Origin of the sequence: Roseibium algicola (genome assembly GCF_001999245.1) — a bacterium.
Classification (GTDB): Bacteria; Pseudomonadota; Alphaproteobacteria; order Rhizobiales; family Stappiaceae; genus Roseibium; species Roseibium algicola.
Genome location: NZ_CP019630.1, coordinates 5,463,233 through 5,478,908, shown reverse-complemented (window position 1 = coordinate 5,478,908; position 15,676 = coordinate 5,463,233). Strand labels below are relative to the sequence as shown.

The window sequence follows — 15,676 nt, the reverse complement described above, 5'->3', positions numbered from 1 at the left end:
CTCTTCCCCCTAGTCTTCGCTCTTGGAGGAGGCCACTTCACCGGCTTCCACGCGCTTGGAAAAATCTGTTTCACCGCCGGATGCCAGAACCTTGGCCTGCTCAATCCAGCCATCACGTTCGATACGGCCCTTGAACTTCAGGCGGCTGTCGACCCAGGCAACTTCCTGCGGTCCCCATGAGGCCACCTGATCGAAGTGGAAAAACCCGAGTTCGTTGAGTGTCGCTTCCAGTTTCGGACCGACACCCTTCAGCTTCTTCAGGTCGTCCGGCTTGCCGCCGCGCGCTTCCTTCAGAAGTTCAGGTTCTTTTTCCTGACCGTCGGTGCCTCCACTGGTGTCGGCTGTGCGGGCAACTTCGACTTCGGCACGGTCGTCGGAATCGGGCTTGCCCTTGTTCTGACTGCGCGCTGCAGGCGTAGCTGCTTTTTCGGCCTTGGCTTTCTTGGCCGGTTCAGCCTTTGCCTCAGCCTTCTTGGGCGCAGCTGCCGCTGGTGCTTCACTTGCCTTGGCCGATTTGGCTGCATGCGCCGCCTTTACCTTGGCAACAGCATCTTCTGCAGGGGTCGGCACGCCATCATAGTCGTTGCCACCCGCATTGATCGGTGCGCCGGCAAAAGCATGAGACGCCTTTTCCGAGCCGTCGACCAGGTGGGGAACCGGCAGCTCACCCTTCGTGTTGTCATCGATTTCAGTGAGCGACGTCTGACCGCCTTCGGCCATTGCAAAACGGCGGCCGTTCTGCGGGCCCGGCGTTACTTCCTTGCCGGCGGCGATATCGTCGATCAGCTGGTTGAAGCTGTCTTCCGTGAGGTCTTCATAGGTATCCTTGAAGATCTGCACCATCGGCGCATTCACACAGGCGCCAAGACACTCGACTTCTTCCCAGGAGAACATGCCATCCTCGGAAATCTCGTGCATGTGCTTGGCAATGCGGCTCTTGCAGATCTTGATCAGGTCTTCCGACCCGCGCAGCTGACACGGCGTCGTGCCACAAACCTGAATATGGGCCTTCTTGCCGACCGGCTGCAGCTGGAACATGGTGTAGAACGTCGCCACTTCCAGAACGCGGATCTTCGGCATGTCGAGCAGGTCCGCGATATAGCGGATTGCCGGCTCACTCACCCAACCTTCGTTCTGTTCCTGCGCACGCCACAAAAGCGGAATGACCGCGGAGGCCTGACGGCCTGCCGGATAACGGTCGATCAGCTTCTTTGCCCAGTCGAGGTTCTTCTCGGTGAACGCGAAGCTTTCTGGTTGTTCCGCGGCAAGTCGGCGAACTGCCATGGTGTTATCCCCGTTCTGTCAAAATGACCGGAGCCGGACGGGCGGCTGCCAGGGTCAAAAATTGGTTGCGTGCCGTCCGCATCAGCGGTCGACCTCACCGAACACGATGTCCAGAGACCCCAGCACTGCCGAAACGTCGGCAAGCATGTGCCCGCGGCACAGGAAGTCCATGGCCTGAAGGTGGCTGTAGCCAGGCGCCTTGATCTTGCAACGGTACGGCTTGTTGGTACCGTCCGCGACCAGATAGACGCCGAACTCACCCTTGGGTGCTTCAACGGCTGCGTAAACTTCACCAGCCGGGACGTGATAGCCTTCGGTGTAGAGCTTGAAGTGGTGGATGAGCGCTTCCATCGAACGCTTCATTTCACCGCGCTTCGGCGGCACGATCTTGCCGTCGATGGACGAGACCGGACCAGTTTCGACCGTCAGCTTTTCCAGGCACTGCTTCATGATCCGGACTGACTGGCGCATTTCTTCCATGCGGATCAGGTAGCGGTCGTAACAGTCGCCGTTCTTGCCGATCGGAATATCGAAATCAAGTTCGGAATAGCATTCGTAAGGCTGCGACTTGCGCAGATCCCAAGGTGCACCGGATCCACGAACCATCACGCCGGAGAAGCCCCAGGCCCAGGCATCGTCAAGGTCGACAACGCCAATATCCACGTTGCGCTGCTTGAAGATACGGTTGTCGGTCAGGAGACCTTCGATATCGTCAAGCGTCTGCAGGAACGGATCACAGAAGTCCCAGATGTCGTCCAGGAGGTCACGAGACAGATCCTGGTGAACACCGCCCGGACGGACGTAAGCTGCGTGCATGCGGGCACCGCAAGCACGCTCGTAGAACACCATCAGCTCTTCGCGGGGCTCGAAGCCCCAGAGCGGCGGTGTCAGCGCGCCCACGTCCATGGCCTGCGTCGTCACGTTCAGAAGATGAGACAGCAGACGACCGATTTCCGAATAAAGGACACGGATCAGCTGGCCGCGCTTGGGCACTTCCACACCAAGCATACGCTCGACTGCAAGCGCAAAAGCGTGTTCCTGGTTCATCGGCGCCACGTAGTCGAGGCGGTCGAAGTAAGGCACAGCCTGCAGATAAGTCTTCTGCTCGATCAGCTTTTCGGTTCCACGATGCAGCAGACCGATGTGCGGATCCACACGCGTTACCACTTCGCCGTCGAGCTCAAGCACGAGGCGCAGCACGCCGTGCGCCGCCGGGTGCTGCGGACCGAAGTTGATGTTGAAGTTACGAACCTGAGCCTCAGCCATTTTGAGGTTCCTGCATTTTTTGCGTGAAATAGGCGATGACTTCGGGACCGGTCATTCTGCGGGTTTCATTAGCGAAAGCGTAGTTTGCCGGCTGTTCGTCAACGAAAATTTCGGACGTGAATTTGAAAACGGACGGATCGTCAAAGGCTTGCGCGGAAACGCTCACGTGTGAGCCGTCGGCCATGCGCCACATCAGCGAGGAACCGCACTTGCTGCAGAAAACCCGCTCGCCGTAGTCGGATGACTTGTAGACGCCGAGGGCATCCTTGCCTTGAACGTCCAGACTGTCCATCGATCCGCAGCTGACAGCCATATAGGTACCACCGGTCCAGCGGCGGCACATGGCGCAGTGGCAGACTCCCATTTCGCCGTCTACCGGCGTTGCGGCAAACCGCACCTCGCCGCAAAGACACCCACCTGAAAGCCGTTCGCTCATCCCTGCCCCGCCCTTCAGTTGGTCGTTGCCTTCTCGTCACCGGGCAGCACGTAGTCCGTGCCTTCCCAGGGCGAGAGGAAGTCGAAGGAGCGCATTTCCTGGTTCAGGCGTACCGGTTCGTAGACAACGCGTTTCTTCTCGTCGTCATAACGAACTTCGACAAAGCCCGTAACCGGGAAGTCCTTGCGCAGCGGATATCCGTCAAAACCATAGTCGGTCAGGATGCGGCGCAGGTCCGGATGGCCGGAGAACAGAATGCCGTACATGTCGTAGGCTTCACGCTCGAACCATTCAGCACCTGGAAACAGCGGGGTCAGCGAAGCAACCGGCGTATTTTCGTCGGTTGCGACCTTCACACGAACGCGCTGGTTCTGAACGGGAGACAGGAAGTGGTAGACAACGTCAAAGCGCTTCTCGCGCGAAGGGTAATCCACACCGCAAATATCCGTCAGATTGACGAACTTGCACGAGCTGTTGTCGCGCAGAAAGCGGATCGCATCGAGAATGTCGGTCGCGTTTACGGTCAGCGTCAGCTCACCGTATTCGACCTTCCAGGACACAAGGGACTCACCCAGACCGAGCTCGATATGCTCAGCGAGTTCCTTCAACGTCTCGTCCATCGTGTTCGACCTCACTCGTAGATCTGCAGCGTTCAACCGGTTCCGATTGAGTGCCGACTGCCGATCGATCCAGTTTGCCGGGTCTTTGTTGCGCCCCGCTGGACGCGACCCGGAGAGTCAGTTGAACGGGCGCCAGGCGCCCACTCCCTCAAAAATCCGCCGCCTCTTCGGCGGCAGATCCTTATCTTTCGATAGTGCCCGTGCGGCGGATCTTCTTTTGAAGCATCAACACGCCGTAGAGCAGCGCCTCGGCTGTCGGAGGACAGCCTGGAACGTAGATATCGACCGGCACCACGCGGTCGCAGCCGCGCACCACAGAATAGGAATAGTGGTAGTAGCCGCCACCATTGGCACAGGACCCCATGGAAATGACGTACCGCGGCTCAGGCATCTGGTCGTAGACCTTGCGCAGCGCAGGCGCCATTTTGTTCGTCAGCGTGCCGGCAACGATCATCACGTCCGACTGGCGCGGTGAAGCGCGCGGCGCGAAGCCGAAACGCTCGGCGTCATAGCGCGGCATCGACATCTGCATCATTTCAACGGCGCAGCAGGCCAGGCCGAAGGTCATCCACATCAGCGAGCCGGTACGGGCCCACTGGATGAGGTTGTCGGTGGAGGTTACGAGAAAGCCCTTGTCGGCCAGTTCGTTATTGACTTCCAGGAAGAATGCGTCATCCGCGCCGACAGGCTTGCCCGTATTCGGGTCGATAATACCCTGCGGCTGCGGTGCGACGAGCGGCTCGGTCGTGGTCAATCCCATTCCAGCGCTCCCTTTTTCCATTCGTAGATGAAGCCGACGGTCAGGACACCGAGGAAGACCATCATGGACCAGAAGCCGTACCAGCCCAGGTCACCGAACACGGTTGCCCAGGGGAACAGGAACGCGACTTCCAGGTCGAAGATGATGAAGAGGATCGAGACCAGATAAAAGCGCACGTCAAATTTCATGCGTGCATCGTCGAAAGCGTTGAAGCCGCACTCATAGGCCGACAGTTTTTCCGGATCCGGATTCTTGTAGGCCAGGATGAAAGGCGAAATCAGCAGCGCAAGGCCGATCACCAGCGCAATGCCGATGAACACGACGATCGGGACATATTCCCGCAAGAGTTCTTCCATGTCTTTCGCGTCCTTGCATATGGAGGCGGATCGGGAGGCGATCCGGTGCCAGGGCTGCGCGCCCCGTTGCCTTCATTATACCGGCAGGTCACGCTGTGCCCGTCGGCGTTATGAAACCAACATGCGAGCGCACGCTTAGCTTACGACTTGGTGCAACGCAAGACCCACATGCGGTCAAACTCTTGCCATGTTTGCACCTGTTTCGCACCTACCCCCGACAAATCCTTAATTTCAGCCAGTTTGCAGGAAGGCAAAAACTTTGCACAACCCTTCAGGAAATATGCCGCACCTGCGTTCGTTTTCCACCCCCCTCGCAGAATCGAAGCAAACGCCAGACAAACACCAAAAGAGCTGAAATTTGAATGGACTGCGTCGCCCCTGCCTTGAACGCATGATAGCCATCTTGGCGACAATGCCAAGGGGTTGCCTGTCTGCGCGGCAAAGCGCTCGCTTTGCGCGAGGCTTGATGTTTTCGATTGAACAGTCTGGGGAAACAAGAGGTACCGTGAGTGGCGCGAGTGACGGGGCTCGAACCCGCGACCTCCGGCGTGACAGGCCGGCACTCTAACCAACTGAGCTACACCCGCACATTCACGGTATATGCGCCAATTCCCGAAAGTACCAAAGCACTTCTATGGGAAGTGGCGCGAGTGACGGGGCTCGAACCCGCGACCTCCGGCGTGACAGGCCGGCACTCTAACCAACTGAGCTACACCCGCTTCGTCAGGCAACGCGTTGTCGCCCTGAAGTGGCGCTGATGTACGGCGGCTGGTTTTGGAAGTCAAGCACCCTATTCCGTCCGAATTGCCGTTTTTTGACAAAGAAGCGCCCAATCGCAGGTTTTCCCCAGAGCCGCCTTGCCGATCAATGTGGATAACTTCCTGTTTCGTAATGGAATTATCCGCGTTGCCACGGACTGTTTTCCGATTGGCTTAGCCTCAAACACATTCGCCAGCTCATAAAAACGACCTGAGCCACGCAGATTCTCGTTCTTCAGCCGTGTTTTATTCAGCCGGCACCAGCCGCGTATCGCGCAACAGGCCTTCTCTGGCAAGAATAGGCACCGCCGCAGCTGCGAACAGCGAATTGATTTCCTTGAGGCTGCGCATGACCTCCAGATGGGCGTTGCTCGATTCCATGCTCTGAAGCGTTTTCGATTTCAGCCGCTCCAGATGCCGGTTATGACTTTCGCGTTCCAGGGTGCGCATCTTGTCCTTTTCTGCAATCAACTCGCGCGCGGATGCGACATCCGCCGAAACGAGCACATTGAGGGCAAGCTCCATGTTCGCCAGAACACGGTCGTGCATCCAGGTCAGCTCCTTCAGCCCCTCCTGCGAAAAGCTGATCTTGTTCTTCTGCAACTCCAAGGCAAGTTCGAGAAGGTTCTTTGCCACAAGATCTCCAGCGCGCTCCAGATTGACCGCGAACCCCACCAGTTCCATGCTGCGCTCAGCCTGTTCGCCGGTCAGCTCCCCACGATTCACCTCCGCGATGTAGAGTTTCACCGAGGAGTGGATCGCATTGACCTGCTTATCCAACTGCTGCAAGCGCCTGATTTCCGGCTCACTGCCCTTCTCCAGCATCATGAGAACCGGTCTCGCCATCACCTCGACCAGTTCCCCCATACGCAGGAGTTCACGCGTTGCACTGGCCAGGGCAAGTCTGGGATTGCCGACCAGTTGCTTGTCCAGCGCGCTTTGCGGTGTCAGCCGGTCTGCCTCTTCTTGTTCCTCTCTGTCGGGCACCAGGCGTTCAACCAGCCAGGCAACCGGTCTTGTCAGTGGCAGGCAGACGAGAACAAGCAGGAGATTGAAAAGCACATGAACGGCAACGATCTGCTGGGCCGGATCATTGCTGATCGAAGCCAGAGGCAGATCTTGGAATTTTAGCGCCAGCATGACCAGCACTGCGCCGGTAGACCTGAAGAGAAAATTGCCAAGCGGCAGAAGCTTGGCCTTGCGATCCATTCCGCGTGTCAGCCAGAGCGCGACAATACCCGCGCCAATGTTCGCTCCCAGAACGAGTGGAATCGCTGCCTCGTGCGGCAGGCCGGTCTTTTGCACCAGGGCTGCGATCATCAGCACGGCCGCCACGCTGGAATGCACCAGAAACGCCAGAAGCGCCCCAACCGCCATCGCTGTCGGTGTGTCCTGCGCAAGGAAGCCGGCAAACTGCGGCATGAACCGCGCTTCCTTCAACGGCGTCGTCGCTTCGCCGATCATTTGCAGCGCAATCAGGATGAAAGCGATTCCCAGAAGAATGCGTCCGATCTGTTTCGCGGATCGAGCGTCGAGCTTCAGGAACAGCCATGCACCTCCGCCCAGAAGCAACGGCACCAGCCAGCTGAGATCGAACACCAGAAACTGCACGACAAGCGCCGACCCGAGATCGGCGCCCAGCAGAACCGCCAGTCCGGCAGCTGTGGAAATGAAGCCGGATGTCGCAAATCCCGCCGCCAGGATCGCAACCGCCGTCGCACTTTGCAGCAAAATGGCAACCGCAGTTCCAGACAAGGCGCCGGCAACCGGTCCGGAGGATGCCCGGCCGATGGCGCGTCTCAACGTTGGCCCGGCCGCCCTTTCAAAGCCTGTCCGAACCATGCGAACCGCGTAAAGGAGCAGCATGACTGCCCCGAACATCTTGATGAAAACTAGGATTCCCATCTTGCCAAGTAGCTACCTTTAAACGAGTTTTTTATTTAGCCGCAGAAGTTTATCGGACAAAAAGGAAAAAGAAAACTCACCATTCGAAGGCCAAACGAAATCAACCCGCCACCGGTATGCCCAGCAACAGCGGCAAAGCGAAATGACTGTAAATGTGCGAATATTCGAAATAGCGAACCGCCGGGCAATGTGGGGGCGGCAGCAAACAGCAGAAAACACCCTGGTGCGCAGGCACCCTGGTTACAAGTGACGGATTTCACAAGGGGAATGGTGGGCGATGAGAGACTCGAACTCCCGACATCTTCGGTGTAAACGAAGCGCTCTACCAACTGAGCTAATCGCCCTCAACGAGGTGAGACGCCTTTTAGGGGGTCGTTTGCTGCTTGGCAAGAGCAAAATCTCAGATTTCCGTTTCAATGATAAAGCCTGTGGATGACGGCTCCGAAAACCGGCAAACTGACAGCTTCAAAAGCGTGAGAAAGCCGCACCCATGGTGACATCCCGCCGGTTGTTTTTGACTGGAATTCTGGCTGCCTTCAACGGCCTGCCGCTGTTGACCAGAACAAGCTCATCACAACCCGTGGCCGGACAGAGAGTGGTTGTTGTCGGTGCCGGCATCGCCGGTCTGACGGCTGCAAGAACACTTGCAGACGCAGGTTTCTCCGTAACCGTGCTTGAGGCTGGTAACCGGATCGGCGGCCGTCTGCACACGGACAGATCGTTGGGGGTGCCTCTCGACCTTGGAGCAAGCTGGATCCATGGAACACGGTCCAACCCCATCACAGCGCTCGCGCAGCGCTTCGCACAGCCGATGTTCGAGTGGGACTACGACAACGAGGAGGTCTTCGACCTGACCGGCAACGGTGGCAGAGCAGTCGAACGCTTCGAGACTTTCGCGAACGCCCTGGAAGATTTTCTGGACGACACTGAAACCTCCCTCACCCGGATATCGGCAGCCAATGCCATTGAAAAGATACGCCGGCAACGAGCCCTGTCGAGCCTCACTGACGCTGAACTCGGCTTCATGGCGCATATTCTGCTGGAGCAGGAATTTGCAGCCCCAGTGAGCAACCTTTCGCTTGCAGCCGTTGAAGAAGGCGGTGCCTTTGAGGGACCCGACGCCGTGCTTCCGCAGGGCTATGACAAGATTGCATTGGGGGTGGCGGAGGGATTGACCATCCAGACCGAAACCGTCGTGACCCAAATCGACCATTCCCAAAGGGGCGTTTCGGTAAGAACTGAGAACGGTGTACTGGAGGCCGATTTTGCAATCTGCGCAGTGTCTCTGGGTGTCCTGAAGGCTGGCGACATCGTCTTTTCACCTGGTCTTCCTGACAACAAGCGCAACGCCGTCAGTTCCCTGCGCATGGGCGTGCTTGATAAAATCTATCTCTCGTTCCCGGAAGCGTTCTGGGATGAAACTGTCCACAACTTCGGCCGCATATCCGGCAAGCCCGGCACTTTTGCCTACTGGCCGAATCTTTCGCCCGTGACCGGAAAACCGATTCTATGTGCGCTGAACGTCGGCGAATTTGCTCAGAACCTTGAGAAACTTGGTGAAGAGAATCGCAGACAGGCGGCCTTCGAAGCGCTTCAGACCATGTTCGGCCGCGACATACCGCCGCCTGACGCCAGCATAAGTTCCGCCTGGCAGCAAAACGAACGAACGCGAGGATCCTACTCGTTCCTGCCTATCGGGGTGGAGCCGCGAGCAAGAAAAGCACTGGCTGCCGACCTCAATGGAAGGGTCTTCTTTGCGGGAGAAGCCACCGCCCAGGACTATCCGGCAACAGTGCACGGCGGCTGGCTTTCAGGCCAGCGCGCCGCACGCGACGTGATCGCAAGTGCCCGCTAAGTCTATTGGAACTTATAGGCGAACTGGAGCATGTCGGTGAGCCCGCGCTGCGGGTTGTCCGCGGCAAGTCCGTTCTGATTGAAGAACTGCACCAGACGGGCAATCCCCTGCTGGTCGTTCGGTCCTCTTGGCGGCGGCTGATCCATGAGTTTGGCGGCGATGATCCAGGACATCGTCCGGCGAAGGCGATTCTGATTGGCACTGAATTCTGGATTGCTAGCTGCTCGCTCGAACAAACCGCCCCACGCCTGATTAACGGCATCGTTGATGGCTTCGATGCGAATGAACCCGGCTTTATTGGGACTACGTGCCTTGTTGAGCAGGTGGTCGATATTGTACCCGGCAAGATCCGACGGCGCGGCTTTGATGCCATAGACCTGCTCGACAAAGCGCAGCCAGGCTTTCTGATAGGACGAATACACCGCCCTCACCCACACGCTGGCATTTTCGTCCGCGTTGCCGGGTTTCTGCACGATGGCTACGTTCTTCAGGCTGCTTCTCCCGGCTTTTCCGGTCTGGACGTCCTCGTCGAAATCGTCGAGGAACACGAGGCGTCCAAGTGCCTCGGGGTGTTCCACCTGAACCTGCACCAGGGGGTCACGGACCCAGGCATCAAATAGCGCGCGTTGGCGCCTGCGGATCAAGGCTTGCAGTGACATTCCAAATCCTGTCGAGCAATTGGCATCACCTCACGACAAACGCAATATAATGTGGGAATGGCAATTCGCCAGAGCTCAATCAAAAATAGAAAACAGGCAAGGAAAAACCCCGCATCCGTTTCCGGATACGGGGTTGAGCGAAGAAATCGCTCGTGAGCGCTATTAGGCGTTCACGGCGTCCTTCAGGCCTTTGCCGGCCTTGAACTTCGGCGTCTTAGAAGCCGGGATCTGGATCGTTTCGCCAGTCCGCGGGTTACGGCCTTCGGTTGCTGCACGTTCGGAAACGGTGAAGTTACCAAAGCCGATGATGCGGACTTCGTCGCCGCTCTTCAGCGTAGAGGTGACAGCTTCGAAAGTTGCGTCAACTGCTTCGCCTGCCTGCGCCTTGGTGAGGCCGGTCTTTTCTGCAACAGCTGCGATCAGATCGTTCTTATTCATAGCAGATACCTTTCTAAGAAACGGCAGAGTGCCGACGATTCCTGTCAGCGCCGTTGCGCGAAATTCGGTTGAATTGAACTGAAACGCAAGTGGTTTTTTCGCAGAAAACAGCCATTTTGACCGATTATTCAAAAGAAAAGCCCCGGTTTTCCCGGGGCTTTCCAATTTGTGCGCTGCAATGTCGCGATTAGTGGGCAAGAACACCGGAGGTGTCGTCGTCCTTTTCTCGCGCCTTGGTTGCAGCTTCGTGAGCTGACTCATCCCATTCGATGGCCTCCGGCAAGCGAACAAGAGCGTTTTTCAGCACTTCTTCCATGCCCGAAACCGGGATGATCTCAAGCGAGTTCTTGACCGAGTCCGGGATATCCGCCAGATCCTTGGCGTTGTCTTCCGGGATCATAACCAGCTTGATTCCGCCACGAAGGGCAGCAAGCAACTTCTCCTTCAGACCACCGATCGGCAGAATGCGACCACGCAGGGTGATTTCACCTGTCATGGCAACATCCCGGCGAACCGGAATGCCGGTCATGGTCGAGATCACAGCGGTAGCCATCGCGATACCTGCGGACGGACCGTCCTTCGGGGTTGCCCCTTCCGGAACGTGAACGTGAATGTCCTTCTTTTCGAAGGTCGGCGGTTCAATGCCGTAATCGATCGCACGCGAGCGGACATAAGATGCCGCCGCAGAAATCGATTCCTTCATCACGTCCTTCAGGTTGCCGGTGACGGTCATCTTGCCCTTGCCGGGCATCATCACGCCTTCGATGGTGAGAAGCTCACCGCCGACTTCGGTCCAGGCAAGGCCGGTAACCACACCGACCTGGTCTTCCAGTTCGGCTTCGCCGTAGCGATACCGCGGCACACCAAGGTATTTCTCGACGACCTCGCTGGTCACCGTGATGCTTTCCTTGTCGCTCATCAGGATGTCCTTGACCGCTTTACGGGCCAGGGTCGCCATTTCACGTTCAAGGTTACGCACACCGGCTTCGCGGGTGTAGCGACGCACGATGAAGTGAAGTGCTTCATCCTCGATGGTGAACTCACCTTCGCGCAGGCCATGATCCTTCTCGGCTTTCGGGATGAGGTGACGGCGGCAGATTTCCACCTTTTCCTCTTCCGTGTAACCGGCGATGCGGATCACTTCCATACGGTCCATCAGCGGACCCGGAATGTTCAGCGTGTTCGCCGTGGTCACGAACATCACATCCGAAAGGTCGTATTCGACCTCCAGATAGTGGTCCATGAAGGACGAGTTCTGTTCCGGATCCAGCACTTCCAGCAGAGCCGATGACGGGTCGCCGCGGAAGTCCATGCCCATCTTGTCGATTTCATCGAGCAGGAACAGCGGATTGGACTTCTTGGCCTTCTTCATCGACTGAATGACCTTGCCGGGCATCGAGCCGATGTAAGTACGGCGGTGACCACGGATTTCCGCTTCGTCCCGCACACCGCCGAGCGACATGCGTACGAATTCACGGCCGGTCGCCTTCGCAATCGACTTGCCGAGCGAGGTCTTGCCGACGCCTGGAGGACCAACGAGACACAGGATCGGACCACGCAACTTGTTGGCCCGGCTCTGGACCGCCAGATACTCCACGATCCGTTCCTTGACCTTTTCAAGGCCATAGTGGTCGGTGTCGAGAACCTTTTCGGAGAAGGCCAGGTCGTGCTTGACCTTGGACTTCTTGTTCCACGGAATGCCTATCAGCCAATCCAGATAGTTCCGCACGACGGTCGCTTCCGCGGACATCGGGCTCATCTGTTTCAGCTTCTTGATTTCGGCCGCAGCGCGCTCGCGTGCTTCCTTGGTCAGCTTGGTCTTCTTGATCTTGTCTTCGAGTTCGGCAACCTCGTCGCGGCCGTCCTCGCTGTCGCCAAGCTCCTTCTGAATGGCCTTCATCTGCTCATTCAGATAGTACTCGCGCTGGGTCTTCTCCATCTGCCGCTTGACGCGGGAACGGATACGCTTTTCCACCTGCAGGACGGAGATTTCGCTCTCCATCATGCCCAGGACGCGCTCAAGCCGCTCGGCGACGGAAACGACGCCAAGGATTTCCTGCTTTTCCGGAATCTTGATCGCAAGATGGGAAGCTACCGTGTCGGCGAGCTTGGAATAATCGTCGATCTGGTTGATCGCGCCCAGAACTTCCGGCGAAACCTTCTTGTTCAGTTTCACGTAGTTCTCGAACTCGGACACGACCGAGCGCGCAAGTGCTTCCACTTCGATGTTCTCGCCATCGCGCTCCGGCAGAACCGTTGCGGAGGCCTCGAAATAGTCGGCACGGTCGGTGTATTCGCCGATCTGTGCACGGGCACCGCCTTCCACTAGAACCTTGACCGTATTGTCGGGCAGCTTGAGGAGCTGCAGCACGGTCGCGAGCGTGCCGACATTGTAGATCTGGTCAGGCTTGGGATCGTCGTCAGCTGCATTCATCTGAGTTGCCAGAAGAATGTGCTTGTCGGTGGTCATCACCTCTTCGAGCGCCTTGATTGACTTCTCGCGGCCGACAAACAGCGGCACGATCATATGCGGGAAGACAACGATGTCGCGCAGGGGCAAGACGGGGTAGACAGACGTGCTGTCCTGATCTGTGGCGCGAATTTCTGCGTCGCTCATTTTTTTTCCTTTCTCAGCGTGTCCCGGCCCCACTCGGTAAAAGGCAGCCAAAACACTGGAAAACGGCTCCGAACCGGTAGGTCCTGAAGGCCAGATCACGGCACCCCAGATGGGCGCGCCGACAATCCGCATAAGCCGTCCTTAGGTCTATTAGGTGGACACCAGACCTGTCGGTGTCAAGGCAATCGGTTGCTGCCCACAAGTCTTGTCTGTTGACGACTCATTGCACCAGTGGAAAACGGCCCCGAACAAGCGCATGACCGCCCAAAAACAAAATGCCGCTCAAGTTGAGCGGCATTTATTCACGGTTTCTTGAAACAGCCTTCAGTGCCTCAGGCGCTGGTAGCCGACGTTTCTTCCCGGTCTTCGTAAATATAGAGCGGGCGTGCCTCGCCCTTCACGACTTCCGGTGAGATCACGACTTCCTTGACACCCTTCAGGCCCGGCAGCTCGTACATCGTATCGAGCAGGATGGCTTCCAGGATCGAACGCAGGCCGCGTGCACCGGTCTTGCGTTCGATGGCCCGGCGAGCGATCGCCTTGAGGGCTTCCTCGTGGAAGGACAGTTCCACCTGTTCCATTTCGAAAAGACGCTGGTACTGCTTGACCAGAGCGTTCTTCGGCTCCGTCAGGATCGTAACCAGGGCTTCCTCGTCGAGGTCTTCCAGGGTCGCGATAACCGGCAGACGGCCGACGAATTCGGGGATAAGGCCGAATTTGAGCAGATCTTCCGGCTCAAGTACCGAGAAGAGTTCGCCGATCCGGCGATCTTCCGGTGCATGGACCTGTGCTTTGAAACCGATGGAGGTCTGCGTGCCACGATCGGAAATGATCTTGTCGAGGCCCGCAAAGGCGCCGCCACAGATGAACAGGATGTTGGTCGTGTCCACTTGCAGGAATTCCTGTTGCGGATGCTTGCGGCCACCCTGGGGCGGCACGGAAGCAACGGTGCCTTCCATGATCTTCAGAAGTGCCTGCTGAACACCTTCGCCCGAAACGTCACGGGTGATCGACGGATTGTCGGCCTTGCGGCTGATCTTGTCGACCTCATCGATGTATACGATGCCGCGCTGCGCGCGTTCGACGTTGTAGTCGGCGGACTGCAGCAGCTTCAGAATGATGTTTTCAACGTCCTCACCCACGTAACCGGCTTCGGTCAGCGTGGTGGCATCAGCCATGGTGAAAGGCACGTCCAGAATGCGGGCAAGGGTCTGCGCAAGCAGGGTCTTGCCGCAACCGGTCGGGCCGACCAGAAGGATGTTGGATTTCGCCAGCTCGACATCGTTGTTTTTCGATGCGTGATTGAGGCGCTTGTAATGGTTGTGAACGGCGACCGATAGAACCTTCTTCGCGCTGCCCTGCCCGATGACATAGTCATCCAGAACGTCACGAATTTCCTGAGGGGTCGGGATCCCGTCCCGTGACTTCACCAGCGAGGATTTGTTCTCCTCGCGAATGATATCCATGCACAGCTCGACACATTCATCGCAAATGAAAACAGTCGGGCCGGCGATCAGCTTGCGAACCTCATGCTGGCTCTTGCCGCAGAAGGAGCAGTAAAGCGTATTCTTGGAATCGCTGCCGCTGGCCTTGGTCATGTAGTCAACCTCGCGTTTACGGGGAGTGTTTCCCCTTATCTCTCCGGTTGCGGCCAAATTATGACTGAACCGGTTCTGAAGCGGCGCACAGTCGCCACCTCACCATGTAATGTCATCATGCTTCGCCATTAAAAATCAATATAGGTTTAAGGCGAAGATGAAAACCCGGCATCACCTGGGGATTTTCCGGCTTTAAGCGTGGAAATTCAATCCATGATTAAAGCCGGGTAAGTCCCTCACTTCTCTTCGTCGCCGCCAAGCGTGTTGCGGTCGGTGATCACCTTGTCGACGATCCCGAATTCCTTAGCTTTGTCAGCGGTCATGAAGTTGTCACGTTCCAGCGCCTCCTCGACCTGGTCGAGGGTGCGTCCGGTGTGCTTCACGTAGATTTCATTCAGCCGGCGCTTCATGGCCAGGATTTCCTGTGCATGAAGCATGATGTCGGCAGCCTGACCGCGGAACCCGCCGGACGGCTGATGCACCATGACCCGCGCGTTCGGCAGGATATAGCGCATGTCTTTCTCGCCTGCGGCAAGCAGAAGCGAGCCCATGGAGGCTGCCTGGCCGATGCAGAGCGTCGACACAGCCGGGCGGATGAACTGCATGGTGTCATAGATCGCAAGACCGGAGGTCACGAGACCTCCCGGCGAATTGATGTAGATCGCGATCTCTTTGGTCGGGTTTTCAGCTTCCAGATACAGAAGCTGTGCGCATACCAGGGTTGCCACGTGATCCTCGACCGGGCCGGTCAGGAAGATGATGCGCTCCTTCAGCAGGCGCGAATAGATATCGAAGGCCCGCTCTCCCCGGTTGGTCTGCTCGACAACCATCGGCACGAGAGTGTTCATGTAGATATCGACAGGATCCTTCATACCTCATCCATATGCTTGAGATGTTGCCTGGAGAATCTCCAGACAGGAAACAGGCCATGAAGCGCATCGATTCAGGGCCTGACTCGAAAAAAGCGACACCCCGTATATATGGGATGTCGCCCTCAACGCAAAGTCATGACAGATGCGGCGTGAATGCAAGGTTAAATCTGCGGCCACATCTGGGGATAGACGGGAAAACCGACCAGCCAATCTGGCCGCTTTCGAGAGCACTCCCCCGAAAGCGGATTGACC

Annotated in this window: 13 protein-coding genes and 3 tRNA genes; 1 reads left to right on the top strand and 15 read right to left on the bottom strand. The window is 57.4% G+C overall.

Annotated elements, in window-relative coordinates; genetic code table 11:
- Positions 1-9 precede the first annotated feature (9 nt).
- From B0E33_RS25425 to B0E33_RS25380, 10 genes are all read right to left on the bottom strand, one after another.
- A complete protein-coding gene (locus B0E33_RS25425) occupies positions 10-1,284 on the bottom strand; it encodes an NADH-quinone oxidoreductase subunit E (protein ID WP_077292763.1) in 1,275 nt (424 codons plus the stop codon).
- Positions 1,285-1,365: 81 nt separating this feature from the next.
- Positions 1,366-2,550 carry an NADH-quinone oxidoreductase subunit D gene (locus B0E33_RS25420; RefSeq protein ID WP_022998429.1) on the bottom strand — a complete coding sequence of 395 codons (1,185 nt, stop codon included), beginning with the start codon at positions 2,548-2,550 and terminating at the stop codon, positions 1,366-1,368.
- Positions 2,543-2,986: a GFA family protein gene (locus tag B0E33_RS25415; RefSeq protein ID WP_077292762.1), complete on the bottom strand. Its 444-nt coding sequence runs from the start codon at positions 2,984-2,986 to the stop codon at positions 2,543-2,545. Before B0E33_RS25415 ends, B0E33_RS25420 begins: the two co-directional genes overlap by 8 nt.
- Positions 2,987-3,000: 14 nt before the next feature.
- Complete coding sequence (locus B0E33_RS25410; protein WP_022998427.1) at positions 3,001-3,606, bottom strand: NADH-quinone oxidoreductase subunit C; 606 nt, start codon at positions 3,604-3,606, stop codon at positions 3,001-3,003.
- 181 nt (positions 3,607-3,787) lie between these two features.
- A complete protein-coding gene (locus tag B0E33_RS25405) occupies positions 3,788-4,366 on the bottom strand; it encodes a NuoB/complex I 20 kDa subunit family protein (protein ID WP_006934718.1) in 579 nt (192 codons plus the stop codon).
- On the bottom strand, positions 4,357-4,722 hold the full coding sequence (locus tag B0E33_RS25400; RefSeq protein WP_006934719.1) for an NADH-quinone oxidoreductase subunit A: 366 nt from the start codon (positions 4,720-4,722) through the stop codon (positions 4,357-4,359). The genes B0E33_RS25405 and B0E33_RS25400 overlap by 10 nt, the downstream gene beginning before the upstream one ends.
- A 510-nt stretch (positions 4,723-5,232) precedes the next feature.
- Positions 5,233-5,309: transfer RNA gene (locus B0E33_RS25395), tRNA-Asp, on the bottom strand.
- 55 nt (positions 5,310-5,364) lie between these two features.
- Positions 5,365-5,441 (bottom strand) — tRNA-Asp (locus B0E33_RS25390).
- 285 nt (positions 5,442-5,726) lie between these two features.
- Positions 5,727-7,385 (bottom strand): Na/Pi cotransporter family protein, encoded by a 1,659-nt coding sequence (locus B0E33_RS25385; RefSeq protein WP_077292761.1) that lies wholly within the window; start codon positions 7,383-7,385, stop codon positions 5,727-5,729.
- Positions 7,386-7,653: 268 nt separating this feature from the next.
- Positions 7,654-7,729, bottom strand: a tRNA-Val gene (locus B0E33_RS25380).
- A 146-nt stretch (positions 7,730-7,875) separates the two neighbouring features.
- On the opposite strand from B0E33_RS25380, the gene B0E33_RS25375 reads away from it, so the two are divergent.
- Positions 7,876-9,240: a flavin monoamine oxidase family protein gene (locus tag B0E33_RS25375; protein ID WP_077292760.1), complete on the top strand. Its 1,365-nt coding sequence runs from the start codon at positions 7,876-7,878 to the stop codon at positions 9,238-9,240.
- A 2-nt stretch (positions 9,241-9,242) separates the two neighbouring features.
- On the opposite strand, the gene B0E33_RS25370 is transcribed toward B0E33_RS25375, so the two are convergent.
- The 5 genes from B0E33_RS25370 to B0E33_RS25350 form a co-directional block, all read right to left on the bottom strand.
- Positions 9,243-9,899 carry a hypothetical protein gene (locus B0E33_RS25370; RefSeq protein WP_077292759.1) on the bottom strand — a complete coding sequence of 219 codons (657 nt, stop codon included), beginning with the start codon at positions 9,897-9,899 and terminating at the stop codon, positions 9,243-9,245.
- 162 nt (positions 9,900-10,061) lie between these two features.
- Positions 10,062-10,337 (bottom strand): non-specific DNA-binding protein Hbs, encoded by a 276-nt coding sequence (hbs, locus tag B0E33_RS25365; RefSeq protein WP_031268410.1) that lies wholly within the window; start codon positions 10,335-10,337, stop codon positions 10,062-10,064.
- A gap of 187 nt (positions 10,338-10,524) precedes the next feature.
- Complete coding sequence (lon, locus tag B0E33_RS25360) at positions 10,525-12,954, bottom strand: endopeptidase La (RefSeq protein ID WP_031268409.1); 2,430 nt, start codon at positions 12,952-12,954, stop codon at positions 10,525-10,527.
- 332 nt (positions 12,955-13,286) lie between these two features.
- Positions 13,287-14,552 carry an ATP-dependent Clp protease ATP-binding subunit ClpX gene (gene clpX, locus B0E33_RS25355; RefSeq protein ID WP_022998421.1) on the bottom strand — a complete coding sequence of 422 codons (1,266 nt, stop codon included), beginning with the start codon at positions 14,550-14,552 and terminating at the stop codon, positions 13,287-13,289.
- Positions 14,553-14,788: 236 nt separating this feature from the next.
- Positions 14,789-15,424 carry an ATP-dependent Clp protease proteolytic subunit gene (locus B0E33_RS25350; RefSeq protein WP_077292758.1) on the bottom strand — a complete coding sequence of 212 codons (636 nt, stop codon included), beginning with the start codon at positions 15,422-15,424 and terminating at the stop codon, positions 14,789-14,791.
- Positions 15,425-15,676 lie beyond the last annotated feature (252 nt).